The following is a 19,817-nucleotide window of genomic DNA, read 5'->3' as shown; positions in this document are numbered from 1 at the left end:
GACACCGTTCGTTGATAAGTGCTAAAAATGTCATAGCAAGGTTCGAATATGTGTTCTAGTAATCCGGATCCTGGTTGCGATGTTCGAAGGAAGTGTTCGAATATCGCCGCTACCCCGGAGAACACAAGGTATTGGCAGCAGGGTCCTGGTTCCCCGGGATCAGGCAATCGCTCAGAAGGGCTCAGCTCATGTCCGCAGTCACAACGTTCCACGAGTTCCGCAATACGCCGGCGCCCACCCGCATCCGGCTCACCCGGCGCGGCCGGATCGTTTTCTTTGGCATCCCGGCCATGTTGCTGGTCGCCGTTCTGCTCAGCTTTGCGGGCCTTCTGAACTCGCCGGCCAAGGCATCGGATTCTCCGTCGCAACTGCAGCCGCCAGTCGCCGTCAGCGTGACCGTGCAGCCCGGCCAGTCCCTGTGGGGCATAGCGGGAGCCGCCGCTCCCGAGCGGGACCCGCGGGATGTCATCACCGAGATCATCCAGCTGAATGACCTCCGCGGCGGACGCATCACGCCCGGCCAGCAACTGTTTGTTCCTGCCAAGTAATCCATCCGGACGGCCAGGTGAACACTGTCCGGCGTCACAGTTACAGGGCACTCATCGGCGCCCCTTAAACTGGTGGGGTGACTGACCAGCTTGAGCGACTTGACCGACTTCCCCTCCGGGCCAACCTGCGTGGACTGAGCCCCTATGGCGCACCGCAGCTTGACGTTCCGATTCTGCTCAACGTCAACGAGAACACCCATGGCGTACCGGCCGATGTCCAGGCCGCGATCACCGAAGCGGTGGCCGCAGCAGCCACCGGGCTGAACCGTTACCCGGACCGCGAATTCACCGAACTGCGGGAGGCGTTGGCGGAGTTCCTGGGCCATGGCCTCAGTCCTGCGAACATCTGGGCTGCCAACGGATCCAACGAGGTCCTCCAGCAGATCCTCCAGGCTTTCGGTGGTCCTGGCCGCAAGGCCCTTGGATTCCCTCCTACGTATTCCATGTACCCGCTCCTGGCCAGTGGCACCGACACGGAGTATGTCCGTGGCGTTCGTGGTGAGGATTTCAGTTTGGACGCCGCGTCTGCCGCCGCGCAGGTGGCTGAGGCGGGCGCCAACATCGTCTTCCTGTGCTCGCCTAACAACCCCACCGGAACGGGTCTCGGCCTGGACGTCGTGGAGGCTGTCTATGAGGCCGGAGAGGCCAGCCAGGCGATCGTGATCGTGGACGAGGCGTACCACGAGTTCGCCCACGACAACACGCCCAGTGCCCTGACCTTGCTGCCGGGCCGCGAACGGCTCATTGTTTCGCGCACCATGAGTAAGGCCTTCGCCCTTGCCGGTGCGCGGTTGGGCTACATGGCTGCGGCGCCCGAGGTCACCGATGCCATCCGCCTGGTGCGTTTGCCGTACCACCTCTCGGCGGTAACTCAGGCGACCGCCCTGGCAGCCCTGCAGCACCGGGAGGCCCTGATGGCCGACGTCGAGGACATCAAGGTCCAGCGCGACCGCATCGTCACTGAATTGCTGCGGATGGGCCTCAAGCCGGCGGCTTCGGACTCCAATTACGTTTTCTTCGGTGGCTTGGAGAACCCGCAGGCCATCTGGCAGGGGCTGCTCGATGCTGGAGTGCTGATCCGTGATGTTGGCATCCCCGGGCACTTGCGTGTCACTGCCGGTACCGAACGGGAGACCACGGCATTCCTGGAAGCGTTGGAAGCCCTGCTAACCGGCGACGCCGGTGTGGCTCCCCAGCACGGTTAACCGGCACGGCTAAGAAGCCACCCACTTAGACTTGTTCCCAGATCCATTTCCCCTTTCGTGTTAAGGACGTTCCCCAGATGAGCGAAACCGGCGCCACGCCGTCCGCTGCCCGTACCGCGCGCATGGAGCGCACCACCAGTGAGTCTTCTGTCCTGGTGGAGATCAACCTGGACGGTTCGGGTGTCTCGGACATCAGCACCTCGGTCCCGTTCTACGACCACATGCTGACCGCGCTGTGCAAGCACTCCTTGATCGACATGACGGTCAAGGCCACGGGGGACACCCACATCGACGCGCACCACACCGTGGAAGACGTGGCCATAACCTTCGGCGAAGTCCTGCGCACCGCACTGGGGAATAAGGCAGGCATCCGTCGCTTCGGCGAGGCCACTGTTCCCCTGGATGAGGCCTTGGCACACGCAGTTGTGGACGTTTCCGGCCGCCCCTACCTGGTGCACGGCGGGGAGCCCGCCGGCCAGGAGTACCACCTGATCGGGGGACACTTCACTGGTTCACTGACGCGGCACGTGTTCGAAGCCATCACGCTGCACGCAGGTATCTGCCTGCACATGAATGTTCTGGCAGGACGCGACCCCCACCACATTGTTGAGGCACAGTTCAAGGCGTTCGCCCGGGCGCTCCGCGCGGCCGTTGAATCCGATCCCCGCGTGGAGGGTATTCCGTCCACCAAGGGAGCACTATGAGCAACCAGATCCTCAAAGACGGCGCGGTGACTGACGCGTCGGCTTCGGCAAAGCCCGAATCGCCCGAGGGCAAGCCCACGGTTACGGTGCTGGATTACGGCTCGGGGAACGTGCGTTCGGCGGTGCGGGCCTTGGAACGCGCAGGTGCCCATGTCGTGTTGAGCGCCAAACCGGAAGACGTGCTGAACGCTGACGGACTGGTGGTTCCCGGCGTCGGTGCGTTCGAGACCGTCATGAAGGAGCTCAAGGCTGTTGACGGTATCCGCATGATCGGGCGCCGCGTTGCCGGAGGCCGGCCGGTCCTCGCCATCTGTGTTGGACTTCAGGTGATGTTCGAGGCCGGTGTGGAGCACGGCACCGAATCCGAAGGTATGGCTGAATGGCCGGGCAAGGTGGAGCTCCTGCCAGCCCCTGTGGTTCCGCACATGGGCTGGAACACCGTGGACGTTCCGGAGGGGTCCAAGCTCTTCGCCGGAGTGGAGGATGAGCGGTTCTACTTTGTGCACTCCTACGGCGTGCAGGAATGGAACTTCGACGTTGTCCAGCCCCGGATGGCTCCGCCCATGGTGACGTGGTCCGAGCACGGAGCCCGTTTCATCGCCGCGGTGGAAAACGGGCCGCTGTGCGCTACGCAGTTCCACCCGGAGAAATCGGGTGATGCCGGGGCCAGGCTGCTCCGCAACTGGGTGGACGGCCTGCGGAAACCTGAAGGCGCCGCCTGAATGTGGTCCATAGTGCTCATGGGGCTCGCCGGCCTGCTGGTAGGTGGGGGCATCTCCTTCCACCAGCAGAAAAAGCCCCTCTGGGTTTCCATTTCCTTCTACGTGCTGGCCGGGATGTCCCTTCTGGCCGCCTACCTCCTGACGCTTCCGGGCAAGTAACCCGGCGCTCCCATCAACTGCAAGGACACACATGACCACGCCCGCACAGTCCGTTCTGGAACTCCTTCCCGCCGTCGACATTGTTGACGGCCAGGCGGTCCGCCTCCTGCAAGGCGAGGCGGGCTCGGAAACCAGCTATGGCACGCCCCTGGAAGCAGCCCTGAACTGGCAGGAAGCCGGCGCCGAGTGGGTGCACATGGTGGACCTCGACGCAGCCTTTGGCCGAGGCAACAACGCGGACCTGATCAGCGACGTGGTTTCCCAGCTCAACGTGAAGGTGGAGTTGTCCGGCGGGCTTCGCGACGACGAGTCGCTGGAACGCGCCCTGGCCCTGGGCGTTGCCCGGGTGAACCTCGGTACGGCTGCGTTGGAAAACCCGGAATGGACCCGCCGCGCCATCGAGCGCTTCGGCGACAAGATCGCCGTCGGGCTTGACGTCCGCGGAACCACGCTGGCTGGCCGCGGATGGACCAAGGAGGGCGGCGACCTCTGGGAGGTCCTGGCCCGCCTCGAGGACGCCGGCTGCGCCCGTTACGTGGTCACCGACGTGACCAAGGACGGCACGCTGCAGGGACCCAACGTGGACCTGCTCCGCCAGATGGTGGAGAAGACCGGTAAGCCGGTGGTGGCGTCGGGTGGTATTTCCAGCCTTGAGGACCTTCGGGTACTCCGTGAGTTGGTTCCGCTGGGCGTTGAGGGTGCGATCGTGGGCAAGGCGTTGTACGCCGGTGCCTTCACGCTCCCCGAAGCGCTGGACGTCGCCGGCCGCCGCTGATGGCAGGACACCAGGAACACGGGCGAGAGCTTCCCGGACACATTGCCGCAGCCTTGGCCGGCGCAGGCGGACCCACCGATTCCGCCGGGCAGCCGTGGGCGGGGCGCAGCCTGGAGGGCGACGCAGCAAAGATCCACAACTTCGAGGACGACGACGGCTCGGCCGATTCCGGCTATCTCGCCGCAGTGGCGGCCTTGCTGGACGGCCGGGGCAGCGAAGCTGACGTAGTATCGGCGCTCGCCACGGCCAGGGTATTCGTGCCCGTGGTGGCGACACTCGCCGAAGAGGCCGAAGGCATGGACGGGCTCCACGCCGACAAGCAGGCCGATATGGCGTTGGTCACTCTCAAGGCTCCTGACGGAAGGACGGCCATGCCCGTCTTCACTTCTGCGGATGCCTTGGAGCGATGGCATCCGGAGGCCCGCCCTGTGGCTGTTTACGCCGCCAGGGCGGCACTTTCCGCAGTGTCCGAGGGTGCGCAACTGCTGGTCCTGGACCCGGGGTCGGATTACACGTTCGTGGTGCGGCGCCCCGCCATGTGGGCGCTTGCTCAGCAGAAGGACTGGACGCCGTCCTACCTTGATGATCAACTGGAGGCTGCTCTCGCTTCCACGGTTTCTGGTTTCCGCACGGTCCGCAGGCTTGAGACGCAACCCGGTGCGGGCGTTGCGTCCCTGACGGCCGACGGACGCCAGGTACCCGGCGGCGGGGCGGGACCGGAGTTGCGGGTAGTGCTGTTCCTAGAGGACGGGCTGGACGCCGTAGCGGTGCAAGCGCTCGTGGCCCGGTTGAACGAGGCCTGGGCAAGGATGGATTCCTTTGCCGAGGGCGTTGATTCCATTGAAGTAAAACTGCAGCGTGCAGCACAGGAGCCCGCGCAGCATTAACGGCAGCACCCGTTCCCCGGGGCTGCCTTGGGGAACAAGAGGAAACTGGCTGTGAATTTCGCTCTCTATAAGGAGATGCTGTCCATCCGCCCTGTGCGGCGGTTGCTGTTGGTGGGCATGGTGGCCCGCATACCGCATTCGGCGGCCGGCGTCCTGCTGACGTTGCACATAGTCCTGACTTTGGGGGAGGGGTACGCTGCGGCGGGAGCTGCCGCGGCCGTCATGACCATCGGGATCGCGTTGGGCGCTCCTTGGCGCGGACGCCGGGTAGACATGGTGGGCTTGCGCAAGGCACTTATTCCATCTGTCATATCCGAGACCGTGATCTGGTCGATCGTGCCGCACGTTTCCTATCAGTGGCTGCTGCCCCTGGTGTTCGTGGGCGGCCTGTTCACGCTGCCCATCTTCAGCGTGGTCCGGCAGTCGCTGGGCGTGATGGTGGACGGTGAACAGCGTCGCGGCGCCTTCGCACTGGACTCGATCGCCACCGAACTCGTGTTCATGATCGGGCCGGCCATCGGCGCCATTGTTGCCACAAGCGGTTTCTCGGCGCTGGGCTTGACGGCCGTGGGGGTGTCGGTTTCCGTTGCGGGGATGTTCCTGATCTGGTTCAACCCACCAACGCGGACCGAAGATCCCTGCTCGGTTGAGGAGTCCGCGGAACGGGCCGCGGACGATCTTTCTGCCGCCGAGGCTGCCATGGTTGCTTCCGCGCCCGCCCATGTCCAGGAGGCTGCCTCGGAAATGGCGCCTTCCGCTTCCAAGAGCGGCCTGCGGAGCCGCGTTGCCCGTAATTTCACGTGGTTTACCGTCTCCGTGGCCGCACTGTTCGCTGTGGCGGCAGGCTCCGGGATGGTGCTCAGTGGCTCGGACGTAAGCATCGTTGGCCTGCTGGAACGGGGAGGCCACCAGAACCAGATCGGCATAGTGTTCTTCTTCTGGTGTGCTGCCTCGGTGGTCGGTGGACTTGTATACGGCGCCATGAACCGTCCGGTATCGCCCATGCTCCTCCTGCTGGGCATGGCCGCGCTGACCATTCCCATGGGCTTCGCCAGGGACACCTGGACCCTGGCCTTCCTGTCGATCCTCCCCGGCCTGCTGTGTGCGCCCGTGCTGTCCGCGTCCTCGGAGAAGGTTGCCGACCTTGTGGACGAGGAACGGCGTGGCGAAGCAATGGGCTGGTACGGTTCGGCGCTGACGGCCGGTGTGGCCCTTGGGGCGCCGCTGGCCGGGGTGTTCATCGACAACGTCGGACCGTCCGGGGGTTTCGCTGCGGTGGGTACTGCCGGCGTCGTTTTGTGTGTTGCAGGTTTCGTCCTGATGTCCTTGCGCCGCCGCGCCGCCCGCGTCTGAGGCGGCTTGGGCCTTAACGACGACGGCGACCCGAACCGAAAGGTTGGGTCGCCGTCGTCGTTTGTCGCCTGCGCTGGCCGCTAGTTCACCGGGCCGGTGAACTTTTCGCCCGGGCCCTTGCCCGGTGCGTCGGGGATGAGGGAAGCTTCGCGGAAAGCCAGCTGAAGGGAACGCAAGCCATCGCGCAAGGGGCCGGCGTGCTGGGATCCGATCTCCGGGGCGGCCGCGGTAACCAGGCCGGCCAGGGCGGTGATGAGCTTGCGGGCCTCGTCCAGGTCCTTGAGGTCTTCCGCGTGGGGGTCGTCGGCCAGGCCAACTTTGACCGCCGCGGCGCTCATGAGGTGCACGGCGCCGGTGGTAATAACTTCGACGGCGGGAACTTCGGCGATGTCGCGGATCTGCTGGGAGACCCCGGAGTCGGCCGCGTCTCCGCCGAAGGAGTTGCGGTGATTGCTGTCTTCAGTGCTCATACTGGTAAGCTTGTCACAGACCGACTGGAAGTCGTTATTTCTACGTTTAGTGGAAGTGCAGTCTGTGCCCGCCGTGCGAATGTGCGCTTGGCGGGTTATTTCTGTAGACTTGATTTTCAGTTTGCAAGCGGAGTTCTCTCCCACCCGCGTCAGCCGTTTCCCTCACGGGACTTGAAGGTTGCCGGGTAACCTGGTCGGACGCTTTACGGCATTGCCGGAAAGCGCAGTTAGCCTCCTTCGTGGGGCTGCACCGATCTTCGAGGCCTTCGATTGCACCAGCAATTGGAGGCCTTCTCTTTTTGCCGGTGAAACTCACCACAACCACAGGAGCTTTAACATTAGCGAGCCAAGAATCAATGAGCGTATCCGCGTCCCCGAGGTGCGGCTGGTCGGCCCTGCCGGCGAACAGGTAGGAATTGTCCGCATTGAGGACGCCCTGCGTCTTGCTGCCGAGTCCGATCTCGATCTCGTTGAAGTTGCCCCGCAGGCTAAGCCTCCTGTTTGCAAGTTGATGGACTTCGGTAAGTACAAGTACGAGGCCGCAGTCAAGGCGCGCGAAGCCCGCAAGAACCAGACCAACACGGTTCTGAAGGAAATCCGCTTCCGCCTCAAGATCGACAAGCACGACTACGAAACCAAGCGTGGGCACGCCCTCCGCTTCCTCGGTGCCGGTGACAAGGTCAAGGCCATGATCCAGTTCCGTGGCCGCGAGCAGCAGCGTCCCGAAATGGGTATCCGCCTCTTGCAGCGCTTCGCCGAAGACGTTGCCGAGGTTGGCGTTGTTGAGTCCAGCCCGCGCATCGATGGCCGCAACATGGTCATGGTGATCGGTCCGCTCAAGAACAAGGCCGAGGCCAAGGCCGAAGCCCGCCGCGCTGCACAGCGTGCCGAAGCCAAGGCCCAGAACGAGGCCAAGGCGGCAGCACGTGTGGACACCTCGGGCGACCAGGGTCCCATGACGCAGTCCCTCGCGGACCTCCTTCCTGCCGGCCTCACGGCTGCCGAGGAAGAGACCACGCAGGAAACCGCAGCCCCCGTAGTCGAGGAAGCCACGCAGACGGCAGCCGAGGAAGCTCCCGTCAGTGAAGCACCCGCGGTTTCGGAGGCTCCGGAGGAAACGCCGGTTGCTGAGGAAGCCCCTGCTGCTGAGGATGCAACAGTTGCTGAGGAAGCCCCTGCTGCCGAGGAAGCCCCGGCTCCCGCTCCCGTAGCGGCACCTGCACAGGAAGCGCCGAAGCCGGTTGTCCCGTCCGCTCCGAAGCCTGCCGTTCCGGCGGTTCCGAAGCCGATGGCAAAGCCTGCAGCCCCCAAGCCGGGCGCACGGCCCACGGCCCCCAAGGCCGCGCCGAAGCCTGCATCACGCAAGACCAACTAGTTCGACGCCCAAGGAGCTCCGCTCCGAACGGCAAGCAACCAGCACGCCGGCCCTTGAAGGCAGGCTGCACGAAAGAACTGCGGACACTGTCCGTGGATACGTAAGGAGATCGGTTCCCATGCCGAAGATGAAGACCCACAGCGGTGCTAAGAAGCGCTTCAAGCTGACCGGCACCGGCAAGCTGAAGCGCCAGCAGGCCAACCGCCGCCACTACCTGGAGCACAAGCCCACCACCCTGACCCGTCGCCTCGCCGGCGACAAGATCGTCTTCAAGGGCGACGCCAAGGTCATCAAGAAGATGCTGGGCGTCTAAGTTCCAAGCTCTTAGGTTGCCGCCGTCCGGCGGGGACCGACTACACCAAAAGCCTTCTCAGGCCGGCCGGAGATCCGGCAGTAGCAGCTTGGGATAAAGATTTCTGAAGGAGTACGCACGTGGCACGTGTGAAGCGGGCGGTTAACGCCCACAAGAAGCGCCGGGTTGTCCTCGAACGCGCAAAGGGTTACCGCGGTCAGCGTTCGCGCCTTTACCGCAAGGCAAAAGAGCAGCTGCTGCACTCGTTTGTGTACAGCTACGGCGACCGCCGCAAGCGCAAGGGTGACTTCCGTCGCCTCTGGATCCAGCGCATCAACGCTGCATCCCGCGCCAACGGCCTCACCTACAACCGTCTCATCCAGGGCCTGAAGGCTGCTGAGGTTGAGGTTGACCGCCGCATGCTCGCCGAACTGGCTGTTTCCGACGCCAACGCTTTCACCGCCCTGGTGAACGTTGCCAAGGCTGCCCTCCCGGCTGACACCTCCGCTCCGGCCAAGGCTGAAGCTGCTCCGAAGGCTGCCAAGGTTGCTTCCGCTGCTGCCACCGCCACCGCTGTCAAGGCTGTCGTTTCCGAGAAGCCCGCCATCGACGGTGCCGTCGCAGCCGTTGAGGGTGAAGGCGCTCCCGAAGGCCACGCCATCAAGGGCAACGCCGAGTCCAAGAAGTACCACGTTCCGGGTTCCACCTGGTACGAAAACACCGCTGCTGAGTACTGGTTCTCCACCGTTGAGGCTGCCAAGGCCGCAGGCTTCGAGCCTGCCGGTGGCGAAGCCCGCCAGCAGATCAAGAACTAGTCGCAACTGCCACTAAAGTTCTTTATATGAACGAAACCGGGCGCCCGCAAGAAATAACGATGACCAACCCCCGAGCTGATCGGGTGAGGGATGTCGCCAAACTTGCCGGGCGCCCGGCGCGTTTAAAGCGCGGCCGGTTCCTCGCTGAGGGACCGCAGGCCGTGCGGGAGGCGCTGACCCTCCACCGTGAGCGGCTCGCGGGCGGAGGTTCCGCCGTCGTCCATGAAGTCTTTGCCAGCGAAGCGTGCCTGGACAGGCTTCCCGAACTTGCCGACTTGGCCCGCGGCACGCAACTCCGGCTGGCCAGCGATGAAGTGTTGGCCGCCATGGCGGACACCGTCAATCCGCAGGGCGTCGTGGCCGTGTGCAGCTTTGTGGACGTCAGCCTTGAGAGCGTGCTCGACGCCGGTCCCCGCCTTCTTGCCGTGATGTGCCAAGTGCGCGACCCCGGTAACGCTGGGACCGTCCTGCGGGCCGCCGACGCAGCGGGGGCGGACGCCGTGGTGCTGACAGGCAGCAGCGTGGACATCTACAATCCGAAGGCCGTGCGCTCCACGGCTGGCTCCCTCTTCCACCTTCCCGTTGTCCTTGGGGCTGATGTCGAGGAACTCGTGGCGCTCTGTAAGGCGCGTGGGATTGGCATCCTGGCAGCTGACGGCTACGGCACCGTGAACCTTGACAAACTGCAGGACGAGAACGCCGCCCGGCGGCTCGGCAACGGGGATGTTGCCTCGGACTACGCGCTGGAAGCGCCCACGGCCTGGCTCTTCGGGAATGAGGCGCAGGGTCTCTCCGATGCGGAACTCGCCCTGGCCGACCATCGGGTGGCTGTGCCCGTCTACGGTTCAGCCGAAAGCCTCAACCTGGGAACGGCGGCCACGGTATGCCTGTACGCCAGTGCCCGCTCCCAACAAGGAGCGGTATTCACCAACGCTCCCGTTGGCGGAAATGCATAGGTAGCCACGCCCGGGGGGCGGTGCTGCTGGTGGCCGCGAAGATCACCATCGGCGGCACCGATGCCGGCCAGGCCTGATAGGACAAAGCAAAAAGCGATCGCCTCCGCAGCACGGAGCCGATCGCCTTTTGGTTCTGTCAACTGTCAGGCCAAGGGCCTCCGGCGTTCCACCAAGCCACTGACTACAGCGACGCCCAGGCCCAGCACGGCGAGGACAGCGCCTACCAGCGCCGGAGCAACGTAACCCCAACCCCAGGCGATCACGGTTCCGCCGAGGAAAGCTCCGAGGGCATTGGCAATGTTGAGGGCCGAGTGGTTCAACGAGGAGGCCAGCGACGCGGCGCCGTGTGCCGCGTCGAGCAGTCGAGTCTGGAGAGCCGGCGTCAACATGGAACCGATGCCGCCCACGACGAACGCCATGAGGAAGGCGGACCAAGCCCAGTTGGCTGCAATGGCGTACACCACCAGTGCCACGGCGATGCCGGGCATCACCACGTAGATGGTCCCCATGACGGAACGGTCCGCGATCCTGCCGCCGATGATGTTGCCCACCACCATGCCAACGCCGTACAGGGCCACGACCGCCGGTATGAGGCTCTCCGGGATACCGGCCACGCTGGTCATGGTGTGGGCGATGTAGGTGTACACGGCGAAGAAGCCGCCAAAGCCAATGACGCCGATCAAGAGGGCCAGCCAAACCTGGAGACGCTTGAGGGCGCCCAGTTCGCGCCTGATGCTTGCCTCCGGATGGACCGGCTCGAAGGGGACAAACTTCCAGACCATCAAGACCGTGACCAGGCCGATCGCGCCGACGATAACGAAGAGGAGCCGCCATCCGAACGTTTGTCCCACCCAGGTGGCCAGGGGAACGCCGATGACGTTGGATACGGTGAGTCCGGCCATGACCATGGAAATGGCCCATCCACGTTTGGTCGGTGCCACTAGGCTGGCAGCGATGACCGCGGCAACACCGAAGTAGGCGCCGTGGGGGAGTCCTGATGCGAACCGGGACAGCAGCATGAGGCCGTAGTCCGGTGCGATGAAGGAGGTCAGGTTGGCGATGGACAGGAAGAGCATCAGTCCCAACGCCAGGTGCTTTCGGGGGAGCTTGGCACCGAAGGCCGCGAAGACCGGCGCGCCGATGACCACGCCAAGTGCGTAGGCCGAAATCAGGTTCCCGGCCTCGGGCGTGCTGATGCGGAGCCCGTCCTCCACTTCCTTGAGAAGCCCCATCATGGCGAACTCGGTGGTGCCGATCGCAAACCCACCCATGGCCAGCGACAGGATGGCCAAACCGAGGTGGCGCCGCGTGGGACGGGAGGTGGGTGGGGACATGGTGGTAGTCATAAGCCTGCTTCGTGAGGGTGTCCCCGGGGCCGGGGAAGGAAGAAAATCCGAGATCAAGTTTAGTGGCCGGTGGCCCTCGGGGCTTTGTTTTGTGACGATGCCCATGGTCCCGCGCCCCTAGACTTGACCAGTGACTGCTTTGATCAACGTGGTGGGCGCTGCTGTCGTCGACTCCCTTTCAGCTCCTGCCCTTCTCCTGGCCGCGCGCCGTACCGCGCCTCCCCAATTCGCGGGGATGTGGGAGTTCCCTGGTGGGAAGGTGGAAGCCGGGGAATCTGCGGAATCGGCACTTCATCGGGAGCTCGTGGAGGAACTGGGCGTCACTGTCCGATTGGGCGAGGAACTGCAGTCCGGCAGCACCTCCGGCTGGACGCTGAATGAGAGGGCCGCGATGCGGGTGTGGTTCGCTGAACTGACGGGCGGAGAGCCCCGTCCCCTGGAAGACCACGATGAACTGCGGTGGGTATCCCTCGACGGGGACGAAGTCCTGGCGCTCGAATGGATCCCCGCCGACTTTCCCATCGTGCGGGCGTTGCTGGAGCGCGTGGCCGCCTCCGCGCTGTAGGAGCTTGTCCTAGAACAAGGTTTCCTGGCCCGCCTCGGTGGGCCCTGCAGGATGTGCGGCGTCGTGCGACGGCTCCGCAGTCCGTGGCCGGGCGTTTCGGTGGCTGAACCCGTGCGTACCCGTGAAGCAGTACTTGGCCTTGAAGTGATTGACCCGCCCCGCCAACCAGGTTCGGTATTCCTTGGGCGCGTAGGAGCCCTTGCCGTAAAGACGGCTGTACCTGCCCACCAGTTCCGGGTGGTTACGGGCCAGCCATTCCATGTACCACTCGCGGGTTCCGGGCTTGAGGTAGAGCGCCCCGGCGGTGACCCCCGTGGCGCCGGCCGCGGCGAGCTCGGAGAACAACGAGTCCAGGGCTTCATCCGAGTCGGTGAGCCACGGCAGGATGGGCATGGCCATGACGCCGCAGCCGAGCCCGGCGTCGCGAAGCCTGGCAATCAACTTCAACCGGGCTTTGGGGGAGGGCGTCCCTGGTTCCATAAGCTCCGCGAGGTCCTGGTTGGTCATGGCCAACGAGATCCCAAGGTCCACGGGAACCATGGTGGCCGCGTGCTTGAGCAGCGGAATGTCCCTGGACAATAACGTGCCTTTGGTCAGGATGGAGAAGGGGGTTCCGGATTCGGCGAGGGCCCGGATGATTCCCGGCATGAGGGAGTAGCGACCCTCGGCCCGTTGGTAGGGGTCCGTATTGGTGCCCAGCGCCACGGGGTGATGTTGCCACGACGGTTTGGCCAGCTCTTTCCGCAGGACCTCGGCCGCGTTGATCTTGACCACCACCTGGGAGTCGAAATCGCGGCCGGAATCAAAGTCCAGGTAGGTGTGGGTTTTCCGGGCAAAGCAATAGACGCACGCATGGCTGCAGCCGCGGTAAGGATTCACGGTCCACTCGAACGGCATCTGGGAACCGGCAGCCACCTTGTTGAGCACTGACTTGGCGGTGACCTCATGGAAGGTGACTCCGGAGAATTCGGGTGTTGAGATGGAACGCACTAACCCGGAGAGCGGCAGCAAGGCGTCCACAACCGGGGCAGGGCCGGGAGCTGTGCTGGCACTAAATCCGGGTGCGCGTTCACGGCTTGGTGAAAGTGCTTGTGCGTCCCATCTCATGAACTCCATTCGAAGGTATGTTCGAATTTAAGTCAAGTGCTTCGAAACCGGGTCCGGGCGTTGCTAAGGTTGGCCCATGATCCTGCTGACCGGCTTCGAACCCTTCGGCGGCGACTCCACCAATCCGTCCTGGACCGCTGTGCTGCAGGCCGCCCGGATGCTCCGCGCCGAGGGCCTGACGGTGGAGACGGTCGAGCTGCCGTGTGTCTTCGGCGAGTCGGTTGACGTATTGATTCAGGCCATTGAGGCCCACCAACCAGAACTGGTCCTCAGTGTTGGCCTGGCCGGTGGCCGCAGCAGGATCTCCCTGGAGCGCGTGGCCATCAATTGCGACGACGCCCGCATCCCGGACAACAAGGGCAACCGTCCCATCGACCAGGAAGTAGTGCCCGGGGGACCGGCCGCATACTTCTGTACCTTGCCCATTAAGTCGGCCTTGCGGAGCCTGCAGATCGAAGGCATCAAAGGAGAAGTCTCCCAGTCCGCCGGAACCTACGTTTGCAACCATGTTTTCTACGCATTGATGCACGCTTTGAAGGACCGTGCCGGGACCCGGGGAGGATTTGTCCACGTGCCGTATGCCTCGGAGGATCTCGTCCAGGGCAGCACGGCACCATCCATGCCCGTCGAATCAATGGCGAGGGGCATCGCCGTCGTCGTTCGTACCGCAGCCCAAACCGGCACCGATGCCAAGCTGTCCGCGGGTGCCATCCACTGACAGGGCTTAGCCGGCCAGGAGCTCCCACTCCACCGTGACGCTTGCCGTCACCGATGACTCTCCCGCTTCAACGGGTATGGCTTCGGCTGCGTAGGCCCTGACCAGGCCGCCCACCGGGACCGGGGCGCCCGGCGTTGGCTGCTGGGACACCGTCACTACGCTGCCCAGCCGGGCTCCCGCCAGTTGGGCATACTGCTGAGCCCTGCGCTCCGCGTCGGCCCACGCAGCCTCTTGTGCAGCGCCGGTCACCCGGGAAGGGTTGGAGAAGCCCTGCTCGATGCCATTGATCCGGATGTCGTCTCCGCCGGCGGCCACCGCAGCAGCAATGGCGGAAGGCGCGTCGGATTGTGAGCGGATGGCCACCAGCAGGTTCGTGGATGCGACATACCCCGAGACCTTTTGTCCCTGGCCCTCCACCCACACCAGGTCGGCGCGCAGGTTCAAGCCGCTGGTCTGCAGATCGGCGTCCGTCACGCCGGCCTGGCGCAGGCTGGCCGCTACAGCGCCCGCCGCGCGCCCGGCGTCGGAATAAGCCTGTGCTGCCGAGTCCCGGCGGGTTTCGACACCCAGCGTCAGCGTCACCAGGTCCGGCGCAGCCTTGGCGCTCGCCGTACCTGTGACTGTGATGGTTCGCTTCATACCGCCTCGCTTCGCTTGCGGGCCGGAACGCCCGGCCCTTGGTGGTCAATGTAGTCGCCAGCTTCCAATCCGGCATGGCGCTCGAAGATATTGGCCAAGCCGGGGTTCCCGGTCCGAAGCATGGACCACGCGGCGGCCACTCCGTACAGGGGCAGGAATGGGAGCCCCAGGCACCAGGCGTATTGTGTGCTGTGCCGTTCTTCGTGGGCCAGCAACCTCTCACTGGTGCCGGCAACACCGTGGGGCGCCCGGTACAAAATAACGTTCCCCAGCGTGAACGCCCCGGCATGCGGGAACTTCCAGTGGTAGCCGGCAGCGATGAGCAGGCCGCGCGGTCCTTTCGACAACCGGGACCGGGAAGCCGCCGCAACCAGCAAGCCCAACGGCGTGCTGAGATTGACGGCGTTGGCGATCTGTCGCAAGCGCTGCCCGGGAGTCATGAAGCCATGCTAGCCCGGCGTACCCCGCGCCGCGCCGGCCGCGGGTTACGCTGATCCAGCACCCACCCAGTCCACGTCACCATTTGGGGGAAGAAGAAATGAAAGTGAAGCGCGCTGCAGGCGTCCTTGCCGTCCTGGTCGCCGTCGTGCTGGCCCTGACCGGCTGCGTCAAGCTCAACATGTCCGTCAAGGTCAACAGCGAGAAGAGCGTCGACTATGAAGTGGTCTACGCAATCCAGAAGTCAGTTCTGGGAGACAAGTCCTTTGACGAGTTCATGAAGTCCAACGGCACTGGCAGCCAGGAGATGGATATCCCCGAAGGATCCACGGTGGTGGACTACGAGGACGAAAAGTACAAGGGCAAGAAGATCACCGCCGCCAACCTGGATCCGGCCAAACTGGCGGAGTCCTCCAGTTCAGAGAACACCTTCGAGCTCAAGAAGGAAGGCGACTTCTACGTCCTCTCCATGGGTGGCGTCACGGGTACCGACTCCAGCGACCCGGCTTCGGCCGGTATGGCCAGGTCGATGTTCGACGAAGCCTCGGTCCGCTTCACTTTCCCCGGCAAGGTAGTCGAGGCGAAGGGCGCCACCGTCGATGGAAACACCGCAACGTTCGACATGCTGTCCATCAGTGAATCCACCGTCCAGGTCAAGGCCGAGGCCAACGCCGGATTCCCGCTGTGGATCATCTGGTTGGTAGTGGGTGTCGCCGTGGTTGCCGCTGCCGTGGTGCTGCTGTTCGTACTCCTGCGGCGTCGCGCGCCGAAGCCCGTTCCGGCCTCCGCCCCGGCCGCACAGTACGGACCCGGACAGAACGGACCCGCGGGACACGCGCCACAGCAGGATTGGGCGGGCCAAGGCTACACTCCCGGCCAGGCTCCGCAGCCAAGGTACGACGGCGGACCCACACCGCCGCCGCCCGCCGCACCTCCGGCCCCCTGAAGACCCGGTAGGGAAGGTTCTACTAGACTGGAAGGCAGTGTTCGCCACGGCGGACACTGCCTCTTGTTTTGCAGGCCAGCCATGCCGGCCGTTCCCGACTCGTAGCTAAGAACAGTAGATGACTGACACTTTGCCAGGCGCTGCCATCCCGAATCCGCTGGATGAGGCCGCCATCACCGCCGCCGTTGAGGACGCCGTCGCCGCTATTGCGGCTGCCTCCTCCCTCGAAGAACTCAAGGCCGTCCGCCTCGCCCACACCGGCGAGAAGTCGCCGCTCAGCCTCGCCAACCGTGAAATCGGTGGCCTGGCCAAGGAGCACAAAGCGGCTGCGGGAAAGCTGATGGGGTCATCGCGTGGCCGGGTCAACCAGGCGCTCGCAGCGCGCACGCAGGTTCTCGAAGCGGAGAACGACGCCCGGATCCTCGTGGAGGAAACGGTGGACGTCACGGCGGCTCCGCGTCGCCGCCGCGCCGGTGCCCGCCACCCGCTGTCCACGCTGCAGGACCGCGTCTCGGACATCTTCGTGGGCATGGGCTGGGAAATCGCCGAAGGCCCGGAGGTGGAATCGGAATGGTTCAACTTCGATGCCTTGAACTTCAAGCCGGACCACCCTGCGCGTGAAATGCAGGACACGTTCTTCATTGAGCCGCCAGAGGCCCACCTGCTGATGCGTACCCACACTTCGCCGGTGCAGGTGCGTTCCATGCTGGAGCGCGAGGTTCCCATCTACGTCCTGTGCCCGGGCAAGGTGTTCCGCACCGACGAACTGGATGCAACGCACACCCCTGTGTTCCACCAGTTCGAGGGGCTGGCCATCGACAAGAACCTGAGCATGGCGGACCTCCGCGGCACATTGGAGCACTTCGCGCGCCAGATGTTCGGCGACGAAGCGTCCATCCGCCTGCGCCCCAACTACTTCCCCTTCACCGAGCCGTCCGCCGAGCTGGATATCTGGCACCCCGGTGCCAAGGGCGGCCCGCGCTGGATTGAATGGGGTGGCTGTGGCATGGTCAACCCCAACGTCCTCCGGGCAGCCGGCATTGACCCGGACGTCTATTCAGGTTTTGCCTTCGGCATGGGCATTGAGCGCACGCTCATGTTCCGCAACGAAGTCGGCGACATGCGCGACATGATCGAGGGCGATGTACGTTTCAGCGAGCACTTCGGGATGGAGATCTAACAGTGCGTATCCCACTTTCCTGGCTGCGTGAATTCGCGCAGGTACCGGCCGACGCAACGGCCGAAGACGTCATGGCCGATTTGGTCAAGGTTGGTTTCGAAGAAGAGGAAGTCCACCGTCCCACGGACGCCCTGAAGGGCCCGATCGTGGTTGGCCAAGTGCTGAGCCTGGTCAAGGAACCGCAGACCAACGGCAAGACCATCAACTGGTGCCAGGTCCGCGTCGTTCCGGAAGGACAGGAGCAGACCCTCACCGGCAAGGGCATTGATCCTTCCGGCGTGCAGGGCATTATCTGTGGTGCCCACAACTTCGTGGAAGGCGACAAGGTAGTGGTGACGCTGCCTGGTGCCGTGCTCCCGGGAGACTTCCACATCTCGGCGCGCAAGACGTACGGCCACTTGTCCGCGGGCATGATCGCCTCCGTGCGGGAACTGGGCATTGGCGAAGACCACGATGGCATCCTGGTGCTGTCCAGCATTGGCCTCGACCCCGAAATCGGCACGGACGCCATGGAACTCCTGGGTCTCTACGACCAGGCCGCGGAGATCAACGTCACCCCGGACCGTGGGTACGCGTTCTCCATCCGTGGTGTCGCCCGCGAATACGCCCACGCCACGGGGACTGTCTTCACCGACCCCGCCTCCAAGGTCAGCGCACCGGCCACCCTGCAGGGCGGTTACGGCGTGAAGCTCAACGACGACGCCCCGATCTACGGAAAGCCCGGATGCGACCGCTTCGTGGCGCGCACGGTTCGCGGCGTTGATCCCTCCCGCCCCACGCCGGCGTGGATGTCCTCCCGCCTGCGCCTTGCCGGTATCCGGAGCATCTCGCTGCCGGTGGACATCTCCAACTACGTGATGCTGGAGCTCGGGCAGCCGAACCACTGCTACGACCTGGACAAGCTCTCGGGCGACATTGTGGTGCGCCGCGCCGTTGCCGGAGAGAAGATCACTACGCTCGATGACAAGGAGCGCACGCTCGATGTCGAGGACCTGCTGATCAGCGACGACTCCGGTGCCATTGGCATTGCGGGCGTCATGGGCGGTGCCCACACCGAAGTTTCGGACTCCACCACCAACATCCTGGTGGAAGCCGCGCACTTCGATGAGGTTTCGATCGCCCGTTCGCGTCGTCGCCACAAGCTTCCCTCCGAGGCATCCAAGCGCTTCGAGCGTGGCGTCGACTGGCACATCGCCAACATCGCCGCGCAGCGCGTTGTGGACCTGTTGGTCGAATTGGCGGGCGGTACGGCTGATGAGGCCGGAACCGACGTCGGGACCGCACCGGACGCCGTTACCATCGAGTTGCCTGCTGACTTCGCCGCCAAGCGCATTGGCATCGACTTCACCGAGGAACAGATCGTCACGTCCCTGGTGGACCTCGGTGCCGTGGTTGAGAAAACCGCTTTCGGCTACGCCGTGACGGCGCCGAGCTGGCGGAATGACCTTGAAACCAAGGAAGACCTCTCCGAAGAGATCGCGCGCCTGATCGGTTACGACAACATTCCGGCCACCCTGCCGGTGGCGCCTCCAGGCCGTGGTTTGAGCCGCACGCAGCAGCAGAAGCGTCGCGTGGTGCAGGCCCTGGCAGACGCAGGCCTGACGGAAGTCCTGTCCTACCCGTTCGTCTCCAAGGCAGCCAACGACACCTTCGGCGCGGCCGCGGAAGGTGCGGAACGCACGGCGTTGAAGCTCGCCAACCCGATCAGCGAGGAACACGGCTACCTCCGTACGTCCATCCTGCCGGGGCTGATCGAGGTTGTCCGCCGCAACCAGTCGCGCGGTTTCCGCGACCTCGCACTGTACGAGGCCGGCTCGGTCTTCCTGCCGGGAGAAACGCTGGGTACCGCCTCCATTCCGCCGCTGGGCATCAAGCCTTCGGATGAGGTTCTTGAAGGACTGTTCGACGGCGTCCCGCACCAGCCGCTGCACATCGCCGCTGTGCTCACGGGCCACGATTCACCGGCCGCTGCGACGCACGCGCCGCGGGCATGGGATTGGGCTGACGGGCTGGACGTTGCGCGTCTCATTGCGGACGTCGTGGGTGTCGAGCTTGTGGTCAGCCAGGGCAGCCACCAGGCGTTCCACCCCGGCCGGGCGGCCCAGCTGGCCCTCCGCAACGGTGACGTGGTGGGCTATGCCGGCGAACTCCACCCCAAACTCCTCGCTGCGCATGACCTGCCGGCGCGGTCCGTGGCCATGGAGATCGACGTGGACGCGCTGTTCGAAGCAGCGGCCGACGTGATCGTGGCCAAGCACATTTCCGGGTTCCCCGTGGCAACCCAGGACGTGGCCTTGGTGGTTCCGCAGGACGTGCCTGCCGACGAGGTTTTGGCTTCACTCCGCGAAGGCGCCGGTGAACTCCTTGAAGACGTTGCACTGTTCGATGTCTACGTGGGCCCGGGCATCGAGGAAGGCAAGAAGTCGTTGGCCTTCGGCCTTCGTTTCCGGGCGGCCGACCGCACCCTGACCGCGGACGAGGCCTCCGAAGCCCGCGCTGCAGCCGTTGCCGTTGCCGCCGAGCGCTTCGGAGCAGTCCAGCGCTAGTCCAGACCGAACAACGCGGGGTCACTCGCGGCCCATTCCGAAGGGATTATTGGGCCGTAAGTGACCCTGCG

At 64.6% G+C, this 19,817-nt stretch carries 22 protein-coding genes; 17 read left to right on the top strand and 5 right to left on the bottom strand.

Translation table 11 applies throughout. From position 1 onward, the window contains the following. The first annotated feature begins 188 nt into the window (after positions 1 to 188). From ACIPV6_RS13125 to ACIPV6_RS13090, 8 genes are all read left to right on the top strand, one after another. A complete protein-coding gene (locus ACIPV6_RS13125) occupies positions 189 to 548 on the top strand; it encodes a LysM peptidoglycan-binding domain-containing protein (protein WP_400271302.1) in 360 nt (119 codons plus the stop codon). Positions 549 to 625: 77 nt separating this feature from the next. Then, the gene (locus tag ACIPV6_RS13120; RefSeq protein ID WP_400271301.1) at positions 626 to 1,753 is read left to right on the top strand and encodes a histidinol-phosphate transaminase; all 1,128 of its coding nucleotides are present in this window, start codon (positions 626 to 628) and stop codon (positions 1,751 to 1,753) included. A 77-nt stretch (positions 1,754 to 1,830) separates the two neighbouring features. After that, positions 1,831 to 2,457 (top strand): imidazoleglycerol-phosphate dehydratase HisB, encoded by a 627-nt coding sequence (gene hisB / locus ACIPV6_RS13115; protein ID WP_089594411.1) that lies wholly within the window; start codon positions 1,831 to 1,833, stop codon positions 2,455 to 2,457. Beyond that, positions 2,454 to 3,179 carry an imidazole glycerol phosphate synthase subunit HisH gene (hisH, locus tag ACIPV6_RS13110; RefSeq protein WP_400271300.1) on the top strand — a complete coding sequence of 242 codons (726 nt, stop codon included), beginning with the start codon at positions 2,454 to 2,456 and terminating at the stop codon, positions 3,177 to 3,179. Before hisB ends, hisH begins: the two co-directional genes overlap by 4 nt. Next, positions 3,180 to 3,338 carry a hypothetical protein gene (locus ACIPV6_RS13105; RefSeq protein WP_397324034.1) on the top strand — a complete coding sequence of 53 codons (159 nt, stop codon included), beginning with the start codon at positions 3,180 to 3,182 and terminating at the stop codon, positions 3,336 to 3,338. Between the two features lie 31 nt (positions 3,339 to 3,369). Next, positions 3,370 to 4,113 (top strand): bifunctional 1-(5-phosphoribosyl)-5-((5-phosphoribosylamino)methylideneamino)imidazole-4-carboxamide isomerase/phosphoribosylanthranilate isomerase PriA, encoded by a 744-nt coding sequence (priA, locus tag ACIPV6_RS13100; RefSeq protein ID WP_400271299.1) that lies wholly within the window; start codon positions 3,370 to 3,372, stop codon positions 4,111 to 4,113. After that, complete coding sequence (locus ACIPV6_RS13095; RefSeq protein ID WP_400271298.1) at positions 4,113 to 5,000, top strand: SseB family protein; 888 nt, start codon at positions 4,113 to 4,115, stop codon at positions 4,998 to 5,000. The genes priA and ACIPV6_RS13095 overlap by 1 nt, the downstream gene beginning before the upstream one ends. Before the next feature lie 51 nt (positions 5,001 to 5,051). Then, entirely contained in the window at positions 5,052 to 6,353 is a 1,302-nt protein-coding gene (locus ACIPV6_RS13090) for an MFS transporter (RefSeq protein WP_400271297.1), read from the top strand. A gap of 80 nt (positions 6,354 to 6,433) precedes the next feature. Here the strand turns inward: ACIPV6_RS13090 and ACIPV6_RS13085 are convergent, their stop codons facing one another. Further along, positions 6,434 to 6,823: a DUF1844 domain-containing protein gene (locus ACIPV6_RS13085; protein WP_397324039.1), complete on the bottom strand. Its 390-nt coding sequence runs from the start codon at positions 6,821 to 6,823 to the stop codon at positions 6,434 to 6,436. Positions 6,824 to 7,202: 379 nt separating this feature from the next. Here ACIPV6_RS13085 and infC point away from each other — a divergent pair, with 379 nt between their 5' ends. The 4 genes from infC (at position 7,203) to ACIPV6_RS13065 (ending at position 10,261) form a co-directional block, all read left to right on the top strand. Next, positions 7,203 to 8,198, top strand: a complete 996-nt coding sequence (infC, locus tag ACIPV6_RS13080) for a translation initiation factor IF-3 (RefSeq protein ID WP_400271296.1) — start codon at positions 7,203 to 7,205, stop codon at positions 8,196 to 8,198. Between the two features lie 118 nt (positions 8,199 to 8,316). Then, positions 8,317 to 8,511: a 50S ribosomal protein L35 gene (rpmI, locus tag ACIPV6_RS13075; RefSeq protein WP_347110628.1), complete on the top strand. Its 195-nt coding sequence runs from the start codon at positions 8,317 to 8,319 to the stop codon at positions 8,509 to 8,511. A 119-nt stretch (positions 8,512 to 8,630) separates the two neighbouring features. Beyond that, on the top strand, positions 8,631 to 9,305 hold the full coding sequence (gene rplT / locus ACIPV6_RS13070) for a 50S ribosomal protein L20 (RefSeq protein WP_400271295.1): 675 nt from the start codon (positions 8,631 to 8,633) through the stop codon (positions 9,303 to 9,305). Between the two features lie 26 nt (positions 9,306 to 9,331). Then, positions 9,332 to 10,261 (top strand): TrmH family RNA methyltransferase, encoded by a 930-nt coding sequence (locus ACIPV6_RS13065; RefSeq protein ID WP_400271294.1) that lies wholly within the window; start codon positions 9,332 to 9,334, stop codon positions 10,259 to 10,261. A gap of 143 nt (positions 10,262 to 10,404) precedes the next feature. Here ACIPV6_RS13065 and ACIPV6_RS13060 read toward each other — a convergent pair whose 3' ends face one another. Next, positions 10,405 to 11,607, bottom strand: coding sequence for an MFS transporter (locus ACIPV6_RS13060; protein ID WP_400271293.1), 1,203 nt, complete (start codon positions 11,605 to 11,607; stop codon positions 10,405 to 10,407). 130 nt (positions 11,608 to 11,737) lie between these two features. On the opposite strand from ACIPV6_RS13060, the gene ACIPV6_RS13055 reads away from it, so the two are divergent. Further along, the gene (locus ACIPV6_RS13055; protein WP_400271292.1) at positions 11,738 to 12,172 is read left to right on the top strand and encodes a (deoxy)nucleoside triphosphate pyrophosphohydrolase; all 435 of its coding nucleotides are present in this window, start codon (positions 11,738 to 11,740) and stop codon (positions 12,170 to 12,172) included. Between the two features lie 9 nt (positions 12,173 to 12,181). On the opposite strand, the gene ACIPV6_RS13050 is transcribed toward ACIPV6_RS13055, so the two are convergent. After that, complete coding sequence (locus tag ACIPV6_RS13050; RefSeq protein WP_400271291.1) at positions 12,182 to 13,279, bottom strand: Rv2578c family radical SAM protein; 1,098 nt, start codon at positions 13,277 to 13,279, stop codon at positions 12,182 to 12,184. 76 nt (positions 13,280 to 13,355) lie between these two features. On the opposite strand from ACIPV6_RS13050, the gene pcp reads away from it, so the two are divergent. Further along, positions 13,356 to 13,997, top strand: coding sequence for a pyroglutamyl-peptidase I (gene pcp, locus ACIPV6_RS13045; RefSeq protein WP_400271290.1), 642 nt, complete (start codon positions 13,356 to 13,358; stop codon positions 13,995 to 13,997). Between the two features lie 6 nt (positions 13,998 to 14,003). Here pcp and ACIPV6_RS13040 read toward each other — a convergent pair whose 3' ends face one another. Further along, positions 14,004 to 14,636 carry an SIMPL domain-containing protein gene (locus ACIPV6_RS13040; protein WP_400271289.1) on the bottom strand — a complete coding sequence of 211 codons (633 nt, stop codon included), beginning with the start codon at positions 14,634 to 14,636 and terminating at the stop codon, positions 14,004 to 14,006. Then, complete coding sequence (locus tag ACIPV6_RS13035; protein WP_400271288.1) at positions 14,633 to 15,076, bottom strand: hypothetical protein; 444 nt, start codon at positions 15,074 to 15,076, stop codon at positions 14,633 to 14,635. The genes ACIPV6_RS13040 and ACIPV6_RS13035 overlap by 4 nt, the downstream gene beginning before the upstream one ends. Before the next feature lie 98 nt (positions 15,077 to 15,174). Between ACIPV6_RS13035 and ACIPV6_RS13030 the strand changes: the two genes are divergently transcribed. From ACIPV6_RS13030 to pheT, 3 genes are all read left to right on the top strand, one after another. Continuing rightward, positions 15,175 to 16,020: an LppM family (lipo)protein gene (locus tag ACIPV6_RS13030; protein WP_400271287.1), complete on the top strand. Its 846-nt coding sequence runs from the start codon at positions 15,175 to 15,177 to the stop codon at positions 16,018 to 16,020. Between the two features lie 118 nt (positions 16,021 to 16,138). Further along, positions 16,139 to 17,200: a phenylalanine--tRNA ligase subunit alpha gene (gene pheS, locus ACIPV6_RS13025; RefSeq protein ID WP_400271286.1), complete on the top strand. Its 1,062-nt coding sequence runs from the start codon at positions 16,139 to 16,141 to the stop codon at positions 17,198 to 17,200. Positions 17,201 to 17,202: 2 nt separating this feature from the next. Continuing rightward, positions 17,203 to 19,746, top strand: a complete 2,544-nt coding sequence (gene pheT / locus ACIPV6_RS13020) for a phenylalanine--tRNA ligase subunit beta (RefSeq protein WP_400271285.1) — start codon at positions 17,203 to 17,205, stop codon at positions 19,744 to 19,746. The last annotated feature ends 71 nt before the right edge of the window (positions 19,747 to 19,817 follow it).

The sequence above is a fragment of the Paenarthrobacter sp. NPDC089988 genome (assembly GCF_044748465.1).
Classification (GTDB): domain Bacteria; phylum Actinomycetota; class Actinomycetes; order Actinomycetales; family Micrococcaceae; genus Arthrobacter.
Note: the sequence above shows the minus strand (reverse complement) of the source record. Positions and strands in the feature narration are given on the sequence as shown.